The following is a 22858-nucleotide window of genomic DNA, read 5'->3' as shown; positions in this document are numbered from 1 at the left end:
ATGGATGCCGCTCTCGACCTCCCCGGCCTGCACGCCCTGGCGCTCGCCGCGGCGGCCGGCGACGCCCGCGCCCGAGCCGTGCGGCGCATCGAGCTGCAGCCGGAGCATCCCGACGTCCTGACCGCCCGCCTCGCCGCCGCCCGCCTCGACGCCGCCCGCGTCACCGCCGCAGCCGGCCCGGCACCGCGCTCCCTGCCCGATGCCGCCGTCGACGACCGCTGGGCCGCCCTGCTGCTCGACCTCGCGGGCTTCGCGCGCACCGCGATCGCGCGCCTCGAGGGTGCGCGGCTCGCGCGCGTCGAGCGCGAGGGCTCGCGCGCGGTCGTCACGATCGCCCTCGGCGCTGCGGCCGAGGCGCCCGAGCGGGCGTTCCCGGTCTCGCTCGACCCCGCCGACGGTCCGGCACCGGTCGGGCTCCTGTTCGATCTCGCCCACCGGCTGCTCGAAGAGGGTCACCCGATCGGCGACGGCTGAGGCCACCGACGGCACCCGCGGGGCCGGTGCGCCCGCCCCGGGGTCGCGGGGAGCTCTACCGGAGCGCGTCGGCGATCGGCCGGAACTTCATCCGCGTCTCGGCGAGCTCCGACTCGGGGTCGGAGTCGGCGACGATGCCCGCGCCCGCGTAGGCCGTGAGCGTGCCGTCGTCGTCGACCCGCGCGCAGCGCAGCGCGATGACCCACTCGCCGTCGCCGTCCTGGTCGATCCAGCCGACAGGGCCGGCGTAGCGCCCGCGGTCGAAGGGCTCGAGCTCGGCGATGAGGGCGAGGGCCTCGGCCGTCGGGAACCCGGCGACCGCCGCGGTCGGGTGCAGGGCGGCGACGAGGTCGAGGCTCGAGGCGTCCTCCGCCAGTTCCACCTCGACGTCGGTCGCCAGGTGCCACAGGTTCGGCAGCTTGAGCGTGAACGGCGACTCGCTCGCGGTGACGGCGCGCGCGTGCGGGCGCAGGGCGCGCAGCACGCTCTGCACGGCGAAGGCGTGCTCGTCCAGGTCTTTCGCGCTCGTCGCGAGGGCGGTCGCGGCGGCGGCGTCCTCGGCGGTGCCGGCGCCGCGCGCCATCGAGCCGGCGAGCACGCGGGCCGAGGCCTCGCGCGCGTGCACGCTCACGAGCGTCTCGGGGCTCGCGCCCATGAGCCCGTCGACGGCGAAGGTGAGGGTGTCGGGGTAGGCCTGGGCGAGCTCCTGCAGCAGGGCGCGGCGGTCGGCATCGGGCGGGATGCTCGCCACGGCGTCGCGCGCCATGACCACCTTCTCGACCTCACCGGCGCGGATCCGGCCCACGGCGTCGCGCACGAGCTGCACGTACTCCTCCCGGCTGAGGGATCCGGCGGCCAGCGTCGCCCGGGGCCGCGCGCCGACGGGCGTCGGCGCGGGCATCCCCTGCTCCTCCTCGGCCGAGGTCGCGGCGGCGCCGCCCTCCTCCGCGCGCGTGATGCGGGTCACCCAGCCCGCGCCGGCCTGCCGCCCCACCACGAGCTCGGGCACGACGAGCACGCTCGTCGCACCCGAGCGGTCGGCGAACGCGAAGGCGCCGAACGCCACGAGCCCGGTGCCGGGCCGGTGCACCGCGTCCTCGACGGTGGAGGCCGCGGCGAGCTCGCGCCAGGCGGCCGCGGCGGCGGCGAAGCGGTCCGGTCCGCTGAACTCCAGGCGCAGGAGCTCGCCGATGCCGACGATGCCGTCCCCGCGGCGCAGAGCGGCGAGGGGATGGGTCGGCGAGGCGTGCTGCAGGAGGGGATCGGCGCCGGTCTCGACGGCCGCGGTCACCGCCCGCAGGGAGGGCCCGGATCGGGCGGGAGAGGGCACGGTCTCAGGGTACTGGGCGGGTGCCGGGCATCCAGCCCGCTCGCGGCCAACCTGCAGTGAGCACTCACTAGACTTCATCGTGTGACGAGGGCTGACCTGAGCAAGACGCCGACTGACGTCGCGGCCATGTTCGACGGGGTCGCGAAGAAGTACGACGTGACCAACGCCGTGCTCTCCGGCGGCAACGCCGCCCTCTGGCGCATCCAGACGGTCAAGGCGATCGACCCGCAGCCGGGCGAGCGCATCCTCGACATCGCCGCCGGCACGGGCACCAGCTCCGCCGCCCTCGCGCGCACGGGCGCGACCGTCATCGCCTTCGATTTCTCCGCCGGCATGATCGAGGAGGGGCGCAAGCGCCACCCCGATCTCGAGTTCGTGCAGGGCGACGCCGAGAAGCTGCCCTTCGGCGACGACGAGTTCGACGCCGTGACGATCAGCTTCGGGCTGCGCAACGTGCAGCGCCCCGACGTCGCGCTCGCCGAGATGTACCGGGTGCTCAAGCCCGGCGGCCGCGTCGTCATCGCCGAGTTCTCGCGCCCGCCGGTCGCGCTGCTGCGCAGGGGCTACTTCGCCTACCTCAAGCACGTCATGCCGAAGATCGCCGGGGCGGCGAGCTCGAACCCCGAGGCCTACGCCTACCTCTTCGAGTCGATCGCCGAGTGGCCCGAGCAGGCCGTGCTCAGCCAGTGGCTGCGCGGGGCCGGGTTCACGCGCGTCGCCTACCGCAACCTCACCGCGGGCGTCGTCGCCCTGCACCGCGGGCGCAAGCCGCTCGATGCCGCGATCCGCGCATCCGTCGCCCGCAAGCGCGTCGCGCGCCGACGCCCCACCTCGTCGTCGGCCGCGGCCGACTGAACCCCGACAGATCGGCACCCCGTGACCTGGAGCACGCCCCTCGCCCGCCGCAGCAAGACGCTCAGCGCCTCGCTGGGTCTCGGCGAGAAGCTCTTCGCCTCGAGCGAGGAGCGCCGGTTCGCCGACGCCATCGAGACGGGTCTCGAGGCCGTCGAGGCGGGGCTGCTGCGCGAGGTCACCTTCGCCGACGACATGGCCGACGTGACCTCCCGCTACCTGCTGGAGGCGGGCGGCAAGCGCATCCGCCCCGTGCTGACGCTCCTCACCGCGCAGCTCGGCGAGGGGGCGACCCCTGAGGTCATCACGGCCGCCCAGGCGATCGAGATCACCCACCTCGCCTCGCTCTACCACGACGACGTCATGGACGAGGCGGAGCTGCGGCGCGGGGTGCCGACCGCCCAGCACAAGTGGGGCAACTCGGTGGCCATCCTCACCGGCGACCTGCTCTTCGCCCGGGCGTCGAAGCTCGTGGCGAGCCTGGGCGAGCGCGCGATCAAGCTGCAGGCCGACACCTTCGAGCGGCTCTGCCTCGGTCAGCTGCACGAGACCCTGGGCCCGCGCGCCGAGGACGAGCCCATCGAGCACTACCTGCAGGTGCTCGCCGACAAGACCGGCTCGCTCATCGCCGCCGCCGCCCAGATGGGCGTGATCTTCTCGCACGCCGACCCGGCCTTCGCCGCCCCGGTCGTCGCCTTTGGTGAGAAGATCGGCGTCGCCTTCCAGCTCATCGACGACGTCATCGACCTCGCCGAGCCCGAGGCGGGCACCGGCAAGGCGCAGGGCACCGACCTTCGCAGCGGCGTGGCCACCCTGCCGCTGCTGTACCTGCGTCGCGCGGCGCTCACCGACGCGAGCGCGGCCGACCTGCTCGACCGCATCGAGCGCAACGTCGACGAGACGAAGGGCGATGAGGCGGAGCTCGCCGCGGCGATCGCCGAGCTGCGCACGCACCCCGTCACCGCCGAGACCCTCGTCGAGGCCCGCCGCTGGGCCGACGACGCCGTCGCCGGGCTCGCGCTGCTGCCCGACGGCCCGGTGAAGAAGGCGCTGACGAAGTTCGCCGAGGCGGTCGTCGACCGCAGCAAGTAGGCGGCGGGCATCCTGACGGCGTCGCCTGCCAGGATGGATGCTCGGCGCCGCCCGCGCGGCCCCCGCCGCATCATCGACCGCACCAGGCCAGGAACGGAAACCCCCGCATGACCAAGCTGAGGCTCGCCATCGTCGGAGCCGGCCCCGCCGGTATCTACGCCGCCGACATCCTGCTCAAGCACGAGCGCTCCTTCGACGTGTCGATCGACCTGTTCGACCAGCTGCCGGCGCCGTACGGGCTGGTGCGCTACGGCGTCGCCCCCGACCACCCGCGCATCAAGGGCATCATCACGGCGCTGCGCGAGGTGCTCGACTCCGGCGACATCCGCATCTTCGGCAACGTGCGCTACGGCACCGACATCACCTTCGACGACCTGAAGCGCCACTACAACGCGGTGATCTTCGCCACCGGCGCCATCCGCGACGCCGATCTCGACATCCCCGGCATCGACCTCGAGGGCAGCTACGGCGCCGCCGACTTCGTCAGCTGGTTCGACGGGCACCCCGATGTGCCGCGCGAGTGGCCGCTTCAGGCGCAGTCCGTCGCGGTCATCGGCAACGGCAACGTCGCGCTCGACGTCGCGCGCATGCTGGCGAAGCACCCCGAGGACCTGCTGTCGACCGAGATCCCCGACAACGTGCACGCGGGCCTTGCGGCCTCGCCGGTCACCGACGTGCACGTCTTCGGCCGCCGCGGCCCGATGCAGGTGAAGTTCACGCCGCTCGAGCTGCGCGAGCTCGGCGAGCTGCGCGACGTCGACATGATCGTGCACGACGAGGACTTCGAGTACGACGACGCCGCCCGCGCGGCGATCGCCTCGAACAAGCAGCTGTTCGTCATCGACAAGGTCTTCACCCAGTGGCGCGCCCGCGAGACGGGTCAGGCCTCGCGCCGGCTGCACCTGCACTTCTACGCCAAGCCCGTCGAGGTGCTCGGCGAGGACGGCCGCGTCGCCGGCTTCCGGTACGAGCGCACGCGCTCCGACGGTGCGGGCGGCGTGGTCGGCACGGGCGAGTTCCGCGAGGTGCCGGTGCAAGCCGTGTACCGCGCGGTCGGCTACTTCGGCTCGCCCCTCGACGGCATCCCCTTCGACGACCGCCACGGCGTCATCCCGAACCACGAGGGCCGGGTGCTCGGCGACGACAACGCCGTCATGCCCGGCGTCTTCGCCACCGGTTGGATCAAGCGCGGCCCGGTCGGCCTCATCGGCCACACCAAGAGCGACGCGATGGAGACGGTGAAGCACGTGCTGCACGGCTCCTCCGGCTGGTGGAGCCCCGCCGAGCCCGAGGAGCAGGCGATCGTCGATCTGCTCGACGGCCGCGGCGTGCTCTACACGAACCTCGACGGCTGGCACCGCCTGGATGCTCACGAGCAGCAGCTCGGAGCGCCCCACGGTCGCGCCCGCATCAAGGTCGTGCCGCGCGACGAGATGGTGCGCATCTCGCGCGACTGACGCGCGCCTCACCCGGTGCAGTACCGGGTCTGCCGCAACGCCACGTCGACGGGGACGGCCCACCGCGCCCGGGGGCTGTCGGCGGTGGTGAGGCTGTGCCGGACGATCAGCGGCGGGGGATCGAGTTCGACCCTCCGAGCGTGCCCGCGGGACTCGACCGAGATGTGGATCGTCGAGGCGGAGTTGTGGCTCGTGGGGGATCGATCTCCGATCGCTGTCCTGGCGGTCTCCGATCCGTGATCGGCGTACCACCCGAGCGCGCTCCAGCACGCGAGCGGCCCTCCGCACGCCCACGCGCGACGCACGATGTCGGGCACGTCGGTCGAGCAGTACCAGCCGTGCCGCAATCGGGTGGGGCGTCTGAACGAGCCGGTGGCGATCCGCAGCTCATCGGGCGTCCACCCGGCGTCGAGCAGCTCCGCCCGTGTGACGATGCCACCCTGCTGACGGATGAACTCCTCGAATCCGCCGAAGCCGCCCCATGCCAGCGGCCGTCCCGACCGGTCCCGGCGAAAGGTGCCTGATCGCTCCGTCGTCACCGGTCCATGGTGACCGATGCCGAGCGAGCCCGCCCATCGCCTCTCAGAGATGGTGGGATCCAAGGCTGTGGCAGCAGCGGTGGAGGGATCAGTGCCGACTCCGAGCTCTGGCGCGCCGGCGCGCGGGCCACTCCGAGGCGCGAACGGCCGCGGAGCGCGGGCCGCTCCGGCGAGGGGGGACGGTGATGCCCACGGTCCTTCCATGACTGCGGATGGGGTGAAACGGTCTCACCCGATCCGCAGTCGTGGAAGGCGCCGGGCAGGAATCTCGGACGGGAGAGGTCCGCCCGCCAGGGTCACCGCCACCGCGCCCGCCAGGGCCAGACCGAAGCCATCGCTGTGCCCGTGCGTCGCGGCGCGCCCGGGCGCACCCGCCTCGCCCGGCCCGCGCGCGGCGGAGCCGCGCTCAGACCGCCTGGTCGGCCGTCGTCGCCCAGCTCAGCAGCACGAGCTCACGCAGCACCGCGAGGTCGATCGCGGCGAGACGCGTCACGTAGACGCAGTCGACACCGCTCGTGTGCGGCCCGAGGCGGGCGAGGGCGGCGCCGGCGTCCGGGTGCGTCTGCAGCCCGTAGAGCGAGAGCTTCGCCTTCCGCGGCGAGAAGGCCGCGCGCGGCCAGACGCCCTCGTGCCCGCTCGCGTAGCGGTACGCGTACTGCCCGAAGCCGATCATCGACGGCCCCCACATGACCGGCTCCGCGCCCGTCGCCGAGCGGAACAGCTCCACCAGCTGCTCGCCCTCCTCGCGGCGGCGCGCGTCGAGGGTCGCGAGGAACTCCTCGACCGGTGCATCGGTGGGCAGGGTCTTCTGGGTCACGGGCCCACCGTACGACCGCGGGCCCCGCGGCGCCAGAGGCCGTCGGCCGCGCGCGAGCGGCGTGCGAGCATCCCGCCGCTACTGCACCGCCGCCGTCATGCGCGCGAGGTCGTCGAAGGCCGCCATGTGCCGCGGCCGCTTCAGCCAGGTCTCGAGCGTCAGCTCGGAGGAGTTCTCGCGGTACGACCTCTCGACCTCGCGCAGCGCGCGGATGATCGGCTCGCCCCGCACCATGACCGAGACCTCGAGATTGAGGCTGAACGAGCGCATGTCCATGTTGCTCGACCCGATCACGGCGACCTCGTCATCGATCGTGAGGTGCTTCGCGTGCAGCACCGTCGGGGTCTTGTACAGCCAGATGCGCACGCCCGCGCGCAGCAGCTGCTCGTAGTACGAGCGCTGGGCGTGGAACACGAGCGGCTGATCGCCCACCTCCGACACGAACAGCTGCACGTCGAGCCCGCTCTGCGCCGCCGTCGTGATGGCGTAGAGCATCGACTCGTCGGGCACGAAGTACGGCGAGCAGATCTGGATCTGGTGCTGCGCGGCGTAGAGCAGCGAGTTGAACAGGCGCAGATTGTTCTCGCCCTCGAAGGCCGGACCGCTCGGCACCACCTGCGCATCCAGCCCCGCCTCGGGGTCGACGTCGGGGATGGTCGCCGCCTCGCGGATGAGCAGCTCGTCGGTCTCGCTGTACCAGTCGGTCGCGAACAGCGCATCGATCCCCGAGACGATGGGGCCCTCGAAGCGCACGACGAGCTCCTTCCACTGCAGGCGGGAGCCGTCGCGGCGACGCCCGCGGTGGTAGCCGCGCTCGATCATGTTCTGCGAGCCGGTGAAGGCGACGGAGCCGTCGACGATGACGAACTTGCGATGGTTGCGCAGATCGGGGCGCTGCCACTGCAGTCGGAACGGCCGCACCGGCAGCATCGCGTAGTGCTCGATGCCGGCCGCCCGCAGACGCCGCATCGTGCGCCGGTAGCCCTTCACCCGCAGGGAGGCGATGTGGTCGTACAGCACCCGCACCGTGACCCCGCGGGCGACGGCCTCCTCGAGCGCGTCGAAGAAGTCGGCGGTGGTGCCGTCGAGCGCGAGGATGTAGAACTCGACGTGCACGACCCGGGTGGATGCGCGGATCGCCTCCGTCATCGCCTCGATGGAGCCCGCGTAGTCGGTGTAGAGCCGTGCCGCGTTGCCGCCGACGAGCGGCATCGCGCCGAGATGCCGGTTGAGCTCGACGATCGGTTCGAGCCACGGCGGCCACGGGTGGTCGCGGCGCACCCTGTCCATGCCCTCGGTGGTCTCGAGGATGTAGTCGTTGATCTGCTGCTGCTTCTCGCGCCGGCGCTTCGGCAGCTTGCGCGAGCCCAGCAGCAGGAAGAGGAGGAAGCCGACGAACGGCAGGATGTAGATGAGCAGCAGCCAGGCGAGCGCCGTCTGCGGCCGGCGGTTGCGCGGCACGACGACGAGCGACACGATCGCGATGCCGACCAGGGCGACGAGCGCGATGACGCTGATGATGAAGATCGCCCACGCGCTCGCCGTGTCGAGCGTGAGCGTGTCGTCCGTCATGGCCGAAGTCTAGTGACGAGCCGGAGCGCCGCCGCGGGGCGAGACCGCGAGCGCCGCGACCCCGGCGAGCACCACGAGCACCGCCACGAGCGAGACCACCGCCGGCCAGTCCCCGGCCAGCAGCGCCAGCCCGCCCAGCCAGCCGAACAGACTCGATCCGGCGTAGTAGCCGAGCGTGTACACGCTCGCCGCCTGCGCGCGCCCCTGCGCTGCCCGCTGCCCCAGCGCGGCGGAGGCAGCCGCGTGGCCGGCGAAGAACCCCGCGGTCATGACGACGAGCCCGACGATGACGATCAGCAGCGATGCGGCGAGCGTCAGCAGCAGTCCCGCGAGCATCACGACCGCGGCGCCGAGCAGCACCGGGCGCGTCCCCGTGCGCTCGGCGATGCCACCGGCGATGCGGGAGGACGCCGTGCCGGCGAGGTAGGCGGTGAAGAGGAGCGACGCGAGCGCGGGCGGGAGGAAGTAGGGCGCGCCCTCCAGGTGGAAGGCCAGGTAGTTGTACACGGTCACGAAGCCGCCCATGAGCAGGAACCCCTGCGCCCAGAGCGCGAGCATGACGCGATCGCGAGCGAGCATCCCGATCACCCGTACGAGACGGCGCAGCGGATGCCCGGCGACGAACGCGAACCCGTACGAGCGGGGGGCGAGCGCGATGAAGACGACCGCGGCGACGGCGGCGATCACCGCGACCGAGCCCATGCCGATGCGCCAGCCGGCCTGCTCGGCGATCGGAGCGGCGACGAGGCGGCCGAGCAGACCGCCGAGGCTGGTGCCGGCGACGTAGGTGGCGGCGGCCGTGGAGGCATGCCGGCGATCGACCTCCTCGGCGAGGTAGGTGAGCGCGATCGCCGGCAGTCCGCCGAGCGCGAGCCCCTCGACGACCCGCACGCCGATGAGCGACGCCGCATCGGGCATGAGGGGCGCGAGCAGGCCCAGCACGGTCGCGGAGACGATCGCGATGCGCATGGCGGGCAGCCGCCCGATGCGGTCGGCCAGCAGCGACCACGGCAGCACCGCGGCGGCGAGCCCGGCGGTCGTGCCCGAGACGGTGAGGGCGGCGGTCGCGGCGTCGACGCCGAGATCGCGCGAGATGAGCGGCAGGATGCCCTGCGACGAGTACAGCTGCGTGAACGTCGCCACCCCGGCGAACGCCAGCGCCACGAGCAGGCGCCGGTACTCGCGACTTCCGCGGGGGTGCCCCGAGAACTCGGAGCTCACCGCGACGTCAGCGGAAGTTCACGAACTGCAGCGCGACGTCGAGGTCTTTGCCCTTGAGGAGCGCCATCGTCGCCTGCAGGTCGTCGCGGCTCTTCGACTGCACGCGCAGCTCGTCGCCCTGGATCTGGCTCTTGACGCTCTTCGGCCCCTCGTCGCGGATGATCTTCGAGATCTTCTTCGCGTCGTCGCTCGAGATGCCGTTCTTCAGGCTGACCTCGATGCGGTACTCCTTGCCGCTCGCGTAGGGCTCGCCCGTATCGAGGCTGCGCACGCCGATGCCGCGCTTGATCATCTTCGACTCGAGCACCTCGAGCACGGCCTTGACGCGCTCCTCGGCGCTGGCCTTGAGTAGCAGCTTCTCGCCGCTCCACTCGATGGAGGCCCCCACGCCCTTGAAGTCGTACCGCTGCGCGATCTCCTTCTGAGCCTGGTTGACGGCGTTCTCCGCCTCCATCTTGTCGGTCTTGCTGACGATGTCGAATGAGGAATCGGCCATGCGCCCATGGTAGCCCGGGCCGCCGCGCGCAGGCGGGTCACGAAGAGGGCCCGAATGCTTGTATTGTGGTCGAGCGCATCCGGTTGATGATCACATCGGCCGGGCGCGCGCTCGGCGAGTTACCCTAGCGGCCAAAGGGATCTGACTGTAAATCAGACGGCTCAGCCTTCGGGGGTTCGAATCCCTCACTCGCCACTCAGTATTTCCTCTTCGCCATCGCACGAGTCGAGTCGACACCGTCGCACGAGTCGAGTCGACACCGTCGCACGACTCGGCAGGACCGGATCGTTCGCGTCCCGTCCATCCCGGGCTGGGATGATCGGCGCATGACTCCCTCTGCCGCCGACCCGCTCGAGCTGCTCGAGATCGCCCGCTCGATCGCGCTCGAGGCCGGCGCGATGATCGTCGAGGCCCGCCGCGGCGGCGTCGAGGTCGCCGACCGCAAGTCCTCGCCGGTGGATGTCGTGACGCAGGTCGACCGCGACTCCGAGCAGCTCATCCGCACGCGGCTGGCCGAGGCCCGCTCCGACGACGGGTTCTTCGGCGAGGAGGGCGCGAGGGATCCCTCGGCCTCGGGCATCACCTGGGTCGTCGATCCGATCGACGGCACGGTCAACTTCCTGTACGGCATCCCGCACTACGCCGTCAGCATCGCCGCGGTGGAGGGCGAGGCCGATCCGCAGACGTGGCGCGCGCTCGCCGCGGTCGTGCTCAACCCCGTCACCGGCGAGCTGTTCTCGGCGACCGAGGGCGGGGGCGCGCGGCTCGGGGACGCGCCCATCTCCATCCGCCCCGCGGCGCCCCTGAGCCAGTCGCTCATCGCCACGGGTTTCGCCTACGCCGAGGCGACGCGGGCCGAGCAGGGTGCGGCGATCGCCCGCCTGCTGCCTCTGGTCCGGGATGTCCGGCGCATGGGCACGGCCTCCCTCGACCTGTGCGCGGTGGCCTGCGGCCGCGTCGACGCCTACTTCGAGCGCACTCTGAGCCCGTGGGATCACGCCGCCGGCGCCCTCATCGCGCACGAGGCCGGAGCGGTGGTCACCGGCCTCGACGGCCGCCGCCCCGACCACCTCATGACCCTCGCCGCGCATCCCGACAGCGTCGTCGCCCTCGAGGCGGTGCTGCGCGATATCGGCGCCTGAGCGGGCCGTCGGCGCGAGCGCGCCCCTCGAACGGGGGTGAAAACGCTTCGCGGACTGGCGATTCGCGGCGTCGGAGGTTATGGTCGATGCATTCGTGACCTCACCGTTACACGGCGGGCTCGCAGAATCGATCCTCACTTCGCTGTCCGATAGCGTGGTGCGGGTACCCCAACCCAATGCTTGCGCCGGTACATTTTGTGCGCGCTGCAGACGACGTAAGGCAACCATTCATCGTGACTGACGAGTTCCAGCGGTCGGCTGGGCGGCTCCCCGAGAGCCCCGCCACCGTGACGGGAATCCTCCAGTCGCTCTCGCTCCCCGCAGGTGAGGATTCCCCTGCGACGGCGTCGATCGAGCTGCCGTCCGCGGCGCTGGCCGCGAGCAGCCGTCGCGCCCTGCGTGAGGCCGAGAAGTCGTCATCCCCCGCTCGCCGGCGCTCGCGCGAGCGCGTCGCCGCCGCTCGGCCGGGCCGCAAGGCCGATCGGCCTGCCGCCGGCCGTGCATCCGGGCGCCGCGCCGTCGAGGCTCCTACGCGCCCGACCGCCGCACGCCAGCCCCTCGCGGCACGGCTCGCGCAGAAGGCCTTCCCCCCGATCGTGATGCTCGCGGTCGGCGCTCTGCTGATCGGCACGAACGTGCCCGCGGTCGCCCTGCTCGATCCGGAGGCCACCCCCGCCTCGGAGGCCTTCTCCTCCGTCTCGGCCGCCGCGACGGGCGGCGCCCTCGACTCGACCGCGGCTCGCGAGCCCGCGCAGGTGCTCGAGGTCGCGACGAGCGCCGACGCGGCGGCTCCGACCGCGACCCGCGACGACTGGACGGTGACCTCCTACGCCGAGGTCCTGCGCGAGCGCTACGGCAGCCGCACCTTCGCCTTCACCACCTCGGGCACGGGCGCGGTCCGCTGGCCCTTCCCGACCGCCGTTCCGATCAGCTCGGGCTTCGGCGGCCGCGTCGCCCCGTGCTACGGATGCTCGAGCTACCACCAGGGTCTCGACTTCACGCCCGGTGCGGGTGCTCCCATCTACGCGGTCGCCGACGGCGTGGTCACGGGGCACACCGAGGGCGGCGCCTACGGCAACCACGTCTTCGTCGACCACATCATCAACGGGCAGCGCGTCACCTCGCTGTACGCCCACATGATCTGGGGCTCGTCCCCCCTCGTCGTCGGTCAGCAGATCAAGGCGGGCGAGTTCATCGGCCAGGTCGGCAGCACCGGCGCCTCCACCGGCGCCCACCTCCACTTCGAGATCCACCTCGACGGCGTTCCCGTCGACCCTTACGCCTGGCTCACCGCGAACGCCAGCTGATTCCCGCGTCCGGGGCGCGAACGTCCCTCCTGGCGCAGAGGCGGCTCCGCCCCCTGCCGTCGATCAGCGGGGCTCATCGACCGTGCGCCTACTCCTGGTCGAATCGGTCGCGCAGAACAGAGGCGGCGAGCGCTGAGCGGGTGCCCGCGCCGATCCTGCCGCGCGCGTGCAGGACGTGCGATTCCACGGTGCGGGTCGAGAGGTGCAGGCGCTCGGCGATCTGCCGATCGGTGAGGCCGTCGCCGATCATCTCGGCGATCTCCCGCTCGCGCCGGGTGAGTCGGGTCTGCGACGGGCACGATGCCGCCGGCGGCCCCTCACTGCGCGAGTCGTCGCGCGCAGCGCCGCCCTGCTCGCCGATCCGGCGGTAGAGGTCGAGCAGTCGGGCCGTCTCGTCGGGTGCGAGCTCCGCAGCGGTGATGAGGTCGGCGTCGACGAGCCCGGTGAATCGGTGGCGCCGTTCCTGATCGAGACGACCCTGATCGTGAGGACGCTGATCGAGGCGACCCTGCAGAACCGCCGACCACTCCGGCGGGGACCAGCCGGTGACGAGCGTGACGTCGGAGCGCTGGAGGAGCTCGGCCGCTGCTCGACGGTCCTCCGCCGGGAGCAGCGTCGGCCGGTCGATCAGCACGACCAGCGAAGCGTTGCGCGTGCGCAGAGCGACCTCCAGATCGCGCGAGGAGGCGATCCGGCGCAGATCGAGCCGGCTCACGGCGTGCGCGAGGGGGGACATCGGCATGCGCGTCGATGCGGTCGGAGCGCTCGGGGCACGCGGATCGCTCGTGAACAGGACGGCGGTGAGGCCGTCGGCCGCGAGACGGCACGCGATGGATTCGAGCATCCGGCCGCGCCACGCGCCATCCGATCCCACGACGGTGACCGACCGCCTCACCGCCAGGGCGCGCAAGGCGCGTTCGACGTCGACGGCGTCCACGAAGATGCCGTGCGCCCGAGCCTGATGCTGCCCCACGATCGCCGCCCCCTTCCGGTGGCCGCTCGTGACCCGATCACGAGCCGTTCTCCGCTTCTTCGAAGCGGAGCGGTCGTCAGTTCGGTTCGGGGCGGTGCGGTGCGTGCCGGCCGTGCCTGCCGGATGACGCGAACGGCCCCGAGCGTCCGCCCGGGGCCGTTCGTCGTGCGGTCAGCGCGTCAGACCGCGAGCCAGGCCGTGGTGTCGGTCGGCAGGGCGCCGTCGACGAGCGGGTTGCTCGTCAGCAGCAGCTCTCCGGCGGGCAGCTCGAGGGCGGACTCGCCGAGGTTGGCGAGAACGAGGATGTCGCCGTTGCGGAACGCGACGACGTCCTCGCCGAAGCCGTCGACCCAGGTCAGCGATCCCATGCCGAGGTCGCGCTCGGCGCGGATGGCCAGTGCCGCGCGGTACAGCTCGAGGGTCGAGCCGGCGACGCCGTCCTGACGATCGCGGGCGAACTCCGCGAACTCGGCCGGCTGGGGCAGCCAGCTGCTGCCGGTGCCGCTGAATCCGAAGGCGGGGGCGTCGGACTCCCAGGGGATGGGCACGCGGCAGCCGTCGCGGCCGTACGATTCGCCGCCGGTGCGGTGGAACGTCGGGTCCTCGCGCACGTGGTCGTCGAGCTCGATGACCTCCGGCAGGCCGAGCTCCTCGCCCTGGTAGAGGTACGCGCTGCCGGGCAGGCTGAGCATCATGGCGGTCGCGGCGCGGGCGCGGTGCAGCCCGAGAGCGGCATCCGGCTTGTCATCGGATGCCGGCCCGATGCCCGCGTTCGGAACGGCCGTCGCGGGCGGGAGCCCGTACCGGCTCGCGTGGCGCACGACGTCGTGGTTCGACAGCACCCAGGTGCTGGGAGCGCCCACGCCGGTGAACGCGGCGATCGACTCGTCGATGACCGAGCGCAGCAGCTCCGGCTTCCAGGGGGTGCCGAGGTAGCTGAAGTTGAACGCCTGGTGCATCTCGTCCGAGCGCACCCACAGGGCGGCCTTCGCGAGCGGCTCGACCCAGGCCTCGGCGCACAGCACGCGATCGCCCTCGTACTCGGCGAGCACCCGGTGCCAGTCGCGGTACACCTCGTGCACCTCGGGCTGGGCCCACCAGGGCACGTCGTCGGGCGACATGAGAGCGTCGGCGATGTTGTCGGATCCGCCGGCCTCGGCGACGTCCGGCAGGCCCTCCTTCTTCATGAGGCCGTGGGCGACGTCGACGCGGAACCCGTCGACCCCGCGGTCGAGCCAGAAGCGCAGCACACGGCGGAACTCCTCGTGCACGACGGGGTTCTTCCAGTTGAAGTCGGGCTGCGAGCTGTCGAAGATGTGCAGGTACCACTGGCCGGGGGTGCCGTCGGGCTCGGTCACGCGGGTCCACGCGTCGCCGCCGAACACCGAGGGCCAGTTGTTCGGCGGCAGCTCGCCGTTCTCGCCCTTGCCGTCGCGGAACATGTAGCGGTCGCGCTCGGGCGAGCCGGGGCCGGCCGCCAGGGCCTCCTGGAACCAGACGTGCTGATCGGAGGAGTGGTTGGGGACGAGGTCGACGATGACGCGCAGTCCCAGCTCGCGCGCGCGGTCGCGCAGCGCATCGAAGTCGGCGAGCGTGCCGAAGATCGGGTCGACGTCGCAGTAGTCGGCGACGTCGTAGCCGGCGTCCTTCTGGGGCGAGCGGAAGAAGGGCGAGAGCCAGACGGCGTCGACGCCGAGGGCCGCCAGCGAGGGCAGGCGCTCGGTGATGCCGGCGAGGTCGCCGATGCCGTCGCCCGAGGCGTCGGCGAAGGAGCGCGGGTAGATCTGGTAGATCACGGCGGAGCGCCACCACTCCGAACCCGGCGTGCGGGTTCCGGTGCTGGCGGGATTCTCGACCGTGAGCGTGGCGGTAGGGGTGGAGTCGAGGGACATGCGGGCAACGATACGCGAAAACATGCGGTGTGGAAGCGGTTCCAGAGCGGCGGCGACGGGGGTGATGGGATGCGGGCCGGGCCGCGCATCGCCGAGGCGCGGGCGATTCGAACCCGCCCCGCTCAGGTGCTAACCTTCTCTGGTGCCGAATCCCGGTTGGGATCGGTTGCGCCCCGATAGCTCAGTGGTAGAGCACTTCCATGGTAAGGAAGGGGTCGTCAGTTCAATCCTGACTCGGGGCCCTGGTTCCCTCCGCTGCGGCGGAGGGGATGCGCGGCGGGGTAGCTCAGGTGGTTAGAGCACACGGCTCATAATCGTGGTGTCGCGGGTTCGAGTCCCGCCCTCGCTACAGTTTTTTCTTCTTTACCGTCCCACGAGCGAGGTCGTGGCCGTCCCGCGATCGAGGTAGTGGGATCACGCCCTCTCCGGCCGGGTCGACCGTGATCATTTCTCGGTGAAGGCCAGGGCGGCGCCGAAGCCGATGAAGGCCGTGCCGGTCACGACGTCGATGCCGCGCTGGGTGCTCGGCCGCGTCATCCAGCGCCGCAGCGCTTGCGCGCCCAGCACGAGCACGGCGAACCAGATCGCGCTCAAGCCCGCATGGATGCCCGCGAGTGCGGCGCCGAACAGCGCCGCGGGGGCATCCGGCGGCAGGAACGCGGGCAGGACGGCGATGTAGAACACCGCCACCTTCGGGTTGAGCAGCGTCGTGAGCACGCCCTTGGTGGCGGCGGCGCGGATGCTCGGCACGGGCATCCCGCCGGCCTCGACGCTCGCGGCCGTGCCCCGCAGCGCCGTCCAGAGCATGCGCACGCCGAGGTACACGAGGTAGGCGGCGCCGACCACCTTCAGCACGAGGAAGGCCGTGGCCGAGACGGCGAAGAGGGCGGAGAGGCCCAGCGCCGCGGCGACGCCCCAGACGAGGGCGCCGAGGCAGATGCCCGCTCCGGCGGCCGCCGCGACGGCGCGCCCGTGGCGGATCGCGGCGTGCAGCACGAGCGCGGAGTCCATGCCGGGGGTGATCGTCAGCAGGGCGGCGACGATCGCGAACTGCCACAGGGCCTCCGACGCGCTCACGATCGTGATGCTAGCGGCGCGCCGCCCGCCTCAGTAGCCCTCGTGATCCTCGAGAAGCCGGGCGAGGTCGGCCTTGACGCCGGCGATCGCCTCGCGCTCCGCCTCGGCCGAGAGGGCGATCGCCGGGCCGCGCGGGATGAGGCGCGCCTGCACGAGCTCGTGGAGCGCGTCGTCCCGCGCTCTCAGCACCACCTCGTGGCGCAGGGCCTCGTCGTCCGCCGTCGCCCGCAGGCGCGCGACGACGCCGCGCATCGACCGCTCGCGGGCGTCGAGCCTCTTCACCTCGTCGCGCAGCCGGGTGCGCTCGGTGCGCGAGCGCCGGGAGCCGGGGGAGGAGACGCTCGCGACCCGGGCGGCCCGGGCGGCGGTCGCGGCCGACCGGGCGTCGATCTCGATGCGGTCGGCGTCGGCCTCGAGCTCGTCGATCAGGCTCAGCAGCGCGCGGCGCGCGATCGCGACGGCGGCCTCCTCCTGCCAGGGGGTGCGGTCGCGCAGCGTCGAAAGGATGAGGCCGTTCTTCGTCGCGAGGCGCACGGCCGACAGTGCCACGAGCGTGCCCTCCTGCACGAGCTGCTCGAAGTCCTCGTCGGTGCGCTCGCCCTCGGGCGAGGTGCTCCCGGGTGCGCGGTCGGCCTCGGCGTCGTTCGAGGGGGCCGAGGCGTGCGGGCGGGCCGAGCGCCCGACGAGCGCTCCGAGCGCCGCGCGGGCGGCTCGAGCGGCGCGGGTTTCCCAGATGCGCATGACGACCTTCGGTCTCGGGCGGGCAGGGCTCCAGGCTACGGCGGGGGCAGCGGGAGCGCGACACGCCGCGGGGCTCCGCGCGGCCTCGATCGAGCATCCCTGAGAACATGCGCGACACGCCGAAAACACTAGATGTAGGGGAATGACACCTCTGTCATTCCCGTTATATAGTGTGACTCCACCGACGAACAGCCGGTGAACCCCAGACCACGCATCACCACAGCATCACGACGAAGGAGGTCCGCCATGGACAACGACAACGAGACCATCGGCGGCTACGCGGTTCCCGTCGACCCGATGGACATGCTCCAGTGCGAGAGCTGCCAGTAGGCATCGACTCCCGCCGATCGAGCGAAAGCCCCGGACGACCGCAGACGGTCATCCGGGGCTTTCGCCGTCCTCCGCCCGCTGCGTCCCGCCACCGCCCCGCCACTGCCCCGCCCATCCGTCGAGGAGGAGCTCTCGTGTACCGAACCCCTGACGCGGTGACCGAGGAGCTCGCCTCCGACGCCGAGGTCCTCGATCGCGTCTCGCGCGTGCTCGGCCCGCTCGAGGTCGTCGCCGACCTGTCGTGGCCGCACGGCGAATCGCGCGTCCTCGAGGTGCGCACGCGGCACGACGAGCGCAGCATGGTGAAGTGGCAGCGCACCGAGCGCAACTACCAGCGCGAGCTGCAGGCGATGCAGCTCTACGTGCCCGCCCTCGGCGGCGATGCCCCTCAGCTCGTGGCGAGCGACGACCGACTCCACCTGCTCGTGCTGAGCAAGGTGCCCGGGGTCATGGTCGACGGCACTGATGCGGCCCACGATCCGGCTGTCCACCGGCGCGCGGGCGAGGTGCTGCGGCGCCTGCACGAGTCGACGCCGGCCGTCGTCAACGACCACTTCGGCGATGCCCTCATCGCGAAGTTCGAGTACTGGGCGGCCCGCGCCGACGGCGCCGTCACCGAGGCCGAGATCGCGGCCGCGCGACGCGTGACCGCGACCGCCCTCGACCTCGGGCCCCTGCCGCACGTTCCCGCTCATCGCGACAACACGACGCGCAACTGGATGCTCGGCCCCGACGATCACGTGCGCCTCATCGACTTCGGGGCGGTCGAGTTCGACCCGTGGGCGGTCGACCTGTTCCGTCTGGAGCAGCGGGAGTGGCTCGACGCCCCCGGCCTGCGCGAGGCCTTCCTCGAGGGATACGGTCGGCGCCCCGACGACCGCGACCGCGCCGTGCTCCACGCCTTCCACGGCGCGAACTCGGTCGCCACGATCGTCTGGGCGCGCGAGCACGGTGACGCCTCCTTCGCCGCGGTCGGCCGCGAGATGCTCGACCGTCTGCTGGGCGAGACCCTCTACTGAGGCCCGCCTGCCGCCGGACGGCCCGCCCTAGACTGGGGCGGTGCCCGTGAACCCTCTTCTGACCGAGCGCGAGTTCCCGCCGACGGCGCCCTACCTCGTGGGGCGCGAGAAGGTGCGCGAGTTCGCCCGCGCCGTGCTCGCCACGGCGCCCATCCACCACGACCTCGCCGCGGCGCGCGCCGCCGGCTTCAGCGACGTCGTCGCCCCGCCGACCTTCCCGGTCGTCGTGCAGGAGGCGACGCTCGCGCAGCTGCTGGCCGAGCCCGACGGCGGCATCGACTTCAGCCGCGTCGTTCACGGCGAGCAGCGCTTCGACTACGCGCGGCCCGTCGTGGCCGGCGACGAGCTCACCGCCACGCTGCGCGTCACGAGCGTCAAGAGCCTCGGCGGCAACAGCATGGTCACCGCCGAGTCGACGATCGTCGACTCCGCGGGCGCGCCCGTGGTGACCGCCGTGTCCACGCTCGTCGTGCGAGGGGATGACGCCTGATGGCCCTCCCCGAGATCGAGGTCGGCCAGGTCGTGGCCGAGCGCGAGTACGTCATCGACCGCGGCTCGCTCGTGCGCTACGCCGGAGCGAGCGGCGACTTCAACCCCATCCACTACCGCGATGACGTCGCGGCCTCCGTCGGTCTTCCCGGTGTGCTCGCCCACGGCATGCTCACGATGGGGCTCGCCGTGCAGCCCGTCGTCGACTGGCTCGACGGCCGCGGCTGGGTGAGCGGCTACGGCGTGCGCTTCACCCGCCCCGTCGTCGTCGACCCCACCGAGGGCGCGACCGTCGCGGTGACGGCGACCGTCGGCGCCGTCGACGAGGCCGGCGCCCGCATCGATCTCACGGTGAGCGCCGCGGGCGGCACCGTGCTCGGCAAGGCGCAGGTGCGCGTCACCGCGCTCTGACGCGGCGGAGCCCCCCCCCCCCCCCCCCGATGCCCGAGACCTCCATGGACACCACCGCGAACGCTCCCCTCGCCGCTCTGACGACCCTGCGCATCGGCGGGCCGGCCGCGCGACTGGTCGAGGCGACGACGACCGAGCAGGTCATCGCCGCGGTGCTCGAGGCGCAGGCGGCGGACGAGCCGTGGCTCGTGCTCGGCGGCGGCTCCAACGTGGTGATCGGCGACGAGGGCTTCGACGGCACGGTCGTGCGCATCGGCACGCGCGGCATCGAGCGCCTGCCCGACGCTGCGGGATCCCGACGACCGGTGCGTCTGCGCGTGCAGGCGGGCGAGCCGTGGGATGCCCTGGTCGAGCACACGGTGCGCCAGGGCTGGGCGGGGCTCGAGGCGATGTCGGGCATCCCGGGATCGACGGGGGCCGCCCCCATCCAGAACATCGGCGCCTACGGCCAGGAGATGGCCGAGAGCCTCATCGCCGTCGAGGTGCTCGACGACGAGACCGGTGAGCGCGTGCGCCTGCCCGCTCCCGCGCTACGCCTCGGCTACCGCTCGAGCATCCTGAAGTTCGAGCGCCGCAGCGTCGTGCTCAGCGTCGACATCGCCCTCGAGCAGAACGCGGGCGGGCTCGGCATGCCCGTGCGCTACGGCCAGCTCGCCGACGCTCTCGGGGTGGATGCCGGCGCCCGCGCCCCGCTCGTCGGCGTGCGCGCCGCCGTGCTCGCCCTGCGCGCGGGCAAGGGCATGGTGCTCGACCCCGACGATCCCTGCTCCGTGAGCGCCGGATCCTTCTTCACCAACCCGATCGTCTCCGAGTCGTTCGCCCGCAGCCTGCCGGCCGAGGCGCCCCGGTTCCCCGTCGAGCCCCCGGCCCCGGCGCTCGCGGTACCGCTCGGCGCCGAGCCCGCGCCGCCGCCGCCCCCGATCGACCGGCACGTGAAGCTCAGCGCGGCGTGGCTGATCGAGCGCTCGGGCATCCCGCGCGGATTCGCCCTGCCGGGGTCGCGCGCGATGGTCTCGAAGAAGCACACGCTCGCGCTCGTCAACGCCGGCGGCGCGACGGCGGAGGAGCTCGCGCAGCTGGCGCGGTACATCCAGACGCGCGTGATGGGTCGGTTCGGCGTCGTGCTGCAGCCCGAGCCGGTGCTCATCGGGGTCGAGCTGTAGCGAGACCCGGGCCGCGCCCCTCTCAGCCGTCCTTCCTGATCCAGCGGAACGTCACGCGGCTCAGCACGATGCCCAGCACGAGCCAGATGCCGAGCGCGATGGCGACGCCGGGCAGGTTCCAGCTCTCGCCCGTCTCGAGCATCTCGAGCTCGTCGGGCAGGAACACGCTGCGCATGCCCCGCGCCATCCACGCGAGCGGGAACAGGTTGGCGATCGACTGCAGCCAGTCGGGCAGGTCGCTGAAGCGCAGGTAGACGCCCGAGATGAACTGCAGCACGAGCGTGATCGGGATGACGACGGCCGTCGCGCTCTTGCCCGACCGGGGCACCGAGCTGAGGGCGATGCCGAGCACGGCGCTCGTGATCACGCCGAACACGAAGACGCCGAGGAAGACGCCCCAGCGGTCGGCGGGCGGCAGCGGCACGCCGAACACGGTGAACCCGAGCCCGAGCAGCAGCAGCGCCTGCAGCGCGCCGGTCACGAAGGCCTGCCCGATCTTGCCGATGAAGTAGCTGACCACCGGCAGGGGCGAGCCGGCGAGCCGCTTGAGGGTGCCGTCCGACTTCTCCATGGCGATGTCGACGGCGAGGTTCTGGATGCCCGAGAGCAGCACCCCGGCGGCGAGCATGGCCGGCAGGTAGAACCACGAGGCCGAGACGTCCTCGCCGTCGGCCGTGCGCCCGAAGCTCGCCTCGCTGAACGAGACGGAGAAGATCGTAAGCATCACGACAGGGAAGAGGAAGGTGAAGAACACGGTGTCGCCGAGGCGGAAGTACGCGCGCACCTCGTAGCGGATGCGGCCGAGCCCCAGGCGCAGCGTGCGGGCGACCGGGTTGCCGAGACCGGTGCTCCCGGGCGGGCGCACGGCGGTCACGACGGCGCCCCGCTCAGCTCGTCCGCGTGCTCGCGCCCGACCAGATCGAGGTAGACGTCCTCGAGGCTGGGGCGGATGACCTCCAGACCCTCGGGCTCGCCGCCGAGCCGCTGGATCAGGTGGGCGACGACGGCCGCGGGGGAGTCGGTTCGCTCCTCGCGCACGTCGCCCTGCTCCGTCCAGCGCACGATGGGTGTGCGCGCATCCCGCCCCCCGATCTCGCCGACCGGACCGATGCCGACCATGCGGCCGGCGGCGATGATGCCGGCGCGATCGCTGAGCTGGGAGGCCTCGTCGAGGTAGTGGGTGGTGAGCAGGATGCTCGTGCCCTCGTCCTGCAGCGTGCGCACGAGATCCCAGAACTGCCGTCGGGCCTCGGGGTTGAACCCGGTCGTCGGCTCGTCGAGGAACAGCAGCTCTGGTCGGCCGATGATGCCGACGCCGACGTCGACCCGGCGGCGCTGACCGCCGGAGAGCGTGCGGATGAGGGCGCCCGCCTTGTGCTCCAGCCCGACCGCCGCGATGACCTCGTCGACGTCGCGCGGGTGGGGGTAGAGGCTCGCGAAGTGGCTCAGCTGCTCGCGCACGGTCACCGCCCCCTGCTCGCCGCTCGACTGCAGCACGATGCCGAGCCGCGCCTTCCAGGCCAGATCGGCGTGCGAGGGGTCGGCGCCGAGCACCCTCACCTCGCCCCCGGTGCGTCGTCGATAGCCCTCGAGTATCTCGATGGTGGTCGATTTGCCGGCGCCGTTCGGGCCGAGAAGGGCGAAGGTCTCCCCGCGGGCGATCTCGAAACTCACGCCGTCGACGGCGGCGACGCTGCCGTAGATCTTCGTCAGTTCGTGCACGGAGACGACGGTCTCGGGAGGGGTCATGCGCCTACTCTCCTCCGCGCGCCGCGCGCGGGCAACGATCGGGCCGCGGCGCGTCGTCGCGTCGAGGGGGGGATGCCCGCCCGACGTCGTCCATTCCGCGAGTTTTATCCACTAATGCAACGGTGGGTAATTCGTGCGCTAATGGCGAGAAACTCCTGCCATAATCACCAGCGCAGTAACTCGGAGTAATCTCGCGCTAACGCTCGGGATGGCGTCACGAAAGCCTTTGTCGGAGCATCCGCGAAAAGCCGAATAATTCTGCTCAGGAATCGATCAATCGAATACCGGGAGTCATCATGAAGCGCATCACCACCGAACTCGTCGACGACCTCGACGGCACGATCATCGGCGACGGGCAGGGCGGCACCGTCTCGTTCGCGCACGAGGGCCGGCAGTACGAGCTCGACCTCACCGCCGCGAACGCCGAGAAGCTGCGCGAGGCTCTCGCACCCTTCGTGGCGAAGGCGCGCAGCGCAGGATCGCGCCGTGCCGCCGCCGCGGGCTCGACGAGCCGCAAGCGCGCCTCCTCCGGGTCGGGCGACACCCAGGCGATCCGCGAGTGGGCGCAGGCCAACGGCCACCCGGTCGGCGACCGCGGGCGCATCTCGACCGAGATCCGCGAGGCCTACGCCGCCGCGAACGCCTGATCGATCCGATCGCGACGCGCCGACGCCCCCGCCGCCACGGCCGCGGGGGCGTCGGCGCGTCGGATCAC

The 22858-nt window shown here is 72.3% G+C and carries 23 protein-coding genes and 3 tRNA genes; 14 read left to right on the top strand and 12 right to left on the bottom strand.

What is annotated here, in order from left to right:
* Complete coding sequence (locus OVN18_RS03365; RefSeq protein ID WP_267781905.1) at nt 1-474, top strand: hypothetical protein; 474 nt, start codon at nt 1-3, stop codon at nt 472-474.
* Between the two features lie 55 nt (nt 475-529).
* On the opposite strand, the gene OVN18_RS03360 is transcribed toward OVN18_RS03365, so the two are convergent.
* Entirely contained in the window at nt 530-1765 is a 1236-nt protein-coding gene (locus tag OVN18_RS03360) for an isochorismate synthase (protein ID WP_267782900.1), read from the bottom strand.
* A gap of 120 nt (nt 1766-1885) precedes the next feature.
* On the opposite strand from OVN18_RS03360, the gene OVN18_RS03355 reads away from it, so the two are divergent.
* The 3 genes from OVN18_RS03355 (at nt 1886) to OVN18_RS03345 (ending at nt 5205) form a co-directional block, all read left to right on the top strand.
* Nucleotides 1886-2659: a class I SAM-dependent methyltransferase gene (locus OVN18_RS03355; RefSeq protein WP_267781904.1), complete on the top strand. Its 774-nt coding sequence runs from the start codon at nt 1886-1888 to the stop codon at nt 2657-2659.
* Between the two features lie 21 nt (nt 2660-2680).
* The gene (locus OVN18_RS03350) at nt 2681-3748 is read left to right on the top strand and encodes a polyprenyl synthetase family protein (RefSeq protein ID WP_267738159.1); all 1068 of its coding nucleotides are present in this window, start codon (nt 2681-2683) and stop codon (nt 3746-3748) included.
* Nucleotides 3749-3855: 107 nt separating this feature from the next.
* Nucleotides 3856-5205, top strand: coding sequence for an FAD-dependent oxidoreductase (locus OVN18_RS03345; RefSeq protein WP_267738158.1), 1350 nt, complete (start codon nt 3856-3858; stop codon nt 5203-5205).
* A gap of 8 nt (nt 5206-5213) precedes the next feature.
* Here OVN18_RS03345 and OVN18_RS03340 read toward each other — a convergent pair whose 3' ends face one another.
* From OVN18_RS03340 to OVN18_RS03320, 5 genes are all read right to left on the bottom strand, one after another.
* Entirely contained in the window at nt 5214-5744 is a 531-nt protein-coding gene (locus OVN18_RS03340; RefSeq protein ID WP_267781901.1) for a hypothetical protein, read from the bottom strand.
* A 406-nt stretch (nt 5745-6150) separates the two neighbouring features.
* Complete coding sequence (locus OVN18_RS03335) at nt 6151-6561, bottom strand: DUF1801 domain-containing protein (RefSeq protein ID WP_267781898.1); 411 nt, start codon at nt 6559-6561, stop codon at nt 6151-6153.
* Between the two features lie 78 nt (nt 6562-6639).
* Nucleotides 6640-8133, bottom strand: coding sequence for a cardiolipin synthase (gene cls, locus OVN18_RS03330; protein WP_267781895.1), 1494 nt, complete (start codon nt 8131-8133; stop codon nt 6640-6642).
* Nucleotides 8134-8142: 9 nt separating this feature from the next.
* Nucleotides 8143-9354 (bottom strand): MFS transporter, encoded by a 1212-nt coding sequence (locus tag OVN18_RS03325; RefSeq protein ID WP_267781893.1) that lies wholly within the window; start codon nt 9352-9354, stop codon nt 8143-8145.
* 7 nt (nt 9355-9361) lie between these two features.
* Entirely contained in the window at nt 9362-9850 is a 489-nt protein-coding gene (locus OVN18_RS03320) for a YajQ family cyclic di-GMP-binding protein (RefSeq protein ID WP_267781890.1), read from the bottom strand.
* A gap of 113 nt (nt 9851-9963) precedes the next feature.
* Between OVN18_RS03320 and OVN18_RS03315 the strand changes: the two genes are divergently transcribed.
* From OVN18_RS03315 to OVN18_RS03305, 3 genes are all read left to right on the top strand, one after another.
* Nucleotides 9964-10045 (top strand) — tRNA-Tyr (locus tag OVN18_RS03315).
* A 131-nt stretch (nt 10046-10176) separates the two neighbouring features.
* On the top strand, nt 10177-10992 hold the full coding sequence (locus OVN18_RS03310; RefSeq protein ID WP_267781888.1) for an inositol monophosphatase family protein: 816 nt from the start codon (nt 10177-10179) through the stop codon (nt 10990-10992).
* Nucleotides 10993-11225: 233 nt separating this feature from the next.
* Nucleotides 11226-12299, top strand: a complete 1074-nt coding sequence (locus OVN18_RS03305; RefSeq protein WP_267781885.1) for a peptidoglycan DD-metalloendopeptidase family protein — start codon at nt 11226-11228, stop codon at nt 12297-12299.
* 88 nt (nt 12300-12387) lie between these two features.
* Here OVN18_RS03305 and OVN18_RS03300 read toward each other — a convergent pair whose 3' ends face one another.
* Together OVN18_RS03300 and OVN18_RS03295 are read right to left on the bottom strand one after the other, a co-directional pair.
* The gene (locus tag OVN18_RS03300) at nt 12388-13143 is read right to left on the bottom strand and encodes a helix-turn-helix transcriptional regulator (protein ID WP_267781883.1); all 756 of its coding nucleotides are present in this window, start codon (nt 13141-13143) and stop codon (nt 12388-12390) included.
* A gap of 308 nt (nt 13144-13451) precedes the next feature.
* Nucleotides 13452-15164: a glycoside hydrolase family 13 protein gene (locus OVN18_RS03295; protein WP_267781881.1), complete on the bottom strand. Its 1713-nt coding sequence runs from the start codon at nt 15162-15164 to the stop codon at nt 13452-13454.
* Between the two features lie 170 nt (nt 15165-15334).
* On the opposite strand from OVN18_RS03295, the gene OVN18_RS03290 reads away from it, so the two are divergent.
* Together OVN18_RS03290 and OVN18_RS03285 are read left to right on the top strand one after the other, a co-directional pair.
* Nucleotides 15335-15406 (top strand) — tRNA-Thr (locus OVN18_RS03290).
* 33 nt (nt 15407-15439) lie between these two features.
* Nucleotides 15440-15513, top strand: a tRNA-Met gene (locus tag OVN18_RS03285).
* Between the two features lie 95 nt (nt 15514-15608).
* Here OVN18_RS03285 and OVN18_RS03280 read toward each other — a convergent pair.
* Entirely contained in the window at nt 15609-16241 is a 633-nt protein-coding gene (locus tag OVN18_RS03280; protein ID WP_267738146.1) for a LysE family translocator, read from the bottom strand.
* A 30-nt stretch (nt 16242-16271) separates the two neighbouring features.
* Nucleotides 16272-16982, bottom strand: coding sequence for a hypothetical protein (locus tag OVN18_RS03275; protein ID WP_267781880.1), 711 nt, complete (start codon nt 16980-16982; stop codon nt 16272-16274).
* A 464-nt stretch (nt 16983-17446) separates the two neighbouring features.
* On the opposite strand from OVN18_RS03275, the gene OVN18_RS03270 reads away from it, so the two are divergent.
* The 4 genes from OVN18_RS03270 to OVN18_RS03255 are packed head-to-tail and all read left to right on the top strand — an operon-like array spanning nt 17447 to nt 20394.
* The gene (locus OVN18_RS03270) at nt 17447-18331 is read left to right on the top strand and encodes an aminoglycoside phosphotransferase/kinase family protein (protein WP_267781879.1); all 885 of its coding nucleotides are present in this window, start codon (nt 17447-17449) and stop codon (nt 18329-18331) included.
* Between the two features lie 40 nt (nt 18332-18371).
* On the top strand, nt 18372-18821 hold the full coding sequence (locus OVN18_RS03265; protein ID WP_267781877.1) for an FAS1-like dehydratase domain-containing protein: 450 nt from the start codon (nt 18372-18374) through the stop codon (nt 18819-18821).
* A complete protein-coding gene (locus OVN18_RS03260) occupies nt 18821-19231 on the top strand; it encodes a MaoC/PaaZ C-terminal domain-containing protein (protein WP_267781875.1) in 411 nt (136 codons plus the stop codon). The genes OVN18_RS03265 and OVN18_RS03260 overlap by 1 nt, the downstream gene beginning before the upstream one ends.
* A 44-nt stretch (nt 19232-19275) precedes the next feature.
* The gene (locus OVN18_RS03255) at nt 19276-20394 is read left to right on the top strand and encodes a UDP-N-acetylmuramate dehydrogenase (RefSeq protein ID WP_267781873.1); all 1119 of its coding nucleotides are present in this window, start codon (nt 19276-19278) and stop codon (nt 20392-20394) included.
* A gap of 22 nt (nt 20395-20416) precedes the next feature.
* Here OVN18_RS03255 and OVN18_RS03250 read toward each other — a convergent pair whose 3' ends face one another.
* Nucleotides 20417-21268, bottom strand: coding sequence for an ABC transporter permease (locus OVN18_RS03250; RefSeq protein WP_267781871.1), 852 nt, complete (start codon nt 21266-21268; stop codon nt 20417-20419).
* Complete coding sequence (locus OVN18_RS03245) at nt 21265-22143, bottom strand: ABC transporter ATP-binding protein (protein ID WP_267781870.1); 879 nt, start codon at nt 22141-22143, stop codon at nt 21265-21267. The genes OVN18_RS03250 and OVN18_RS03245 overlap by 4 nt, the downstream gene beginning before the upstream one ends.
* A gap of 296 nt (nt 22144-22439) precedes the next feature.
* On the opposite strand from OVN18_RS03245, the gene OVN18_RS03240 reads away from it, so the two are divergent.
* Nucleotides 22440-22790, top strand: coding sequence for a histone-like nucleoid-structuring protein Lsr2 (locus tag OVN18_RS03240; RefSeq protein ID WP_267781868.1), 351 nt, complete (start codon nt 22440-22442; stop codon nt 22788-22790).
* Nucleotides 22791-22858 lie beyond the last annotated feature (68 nt).

The organism is Microcella daejeonensis, from assembly GCF_026625045.1.
GTDB lineage: Bacteria > Actinomycetota > Actinomycetes > Actinomycetales > Microbacteriaceae > Microcella > Microcella daejeonensis.
This window is presented reverse-complemented; position numbering and strand designations above follow the sequence as displayed.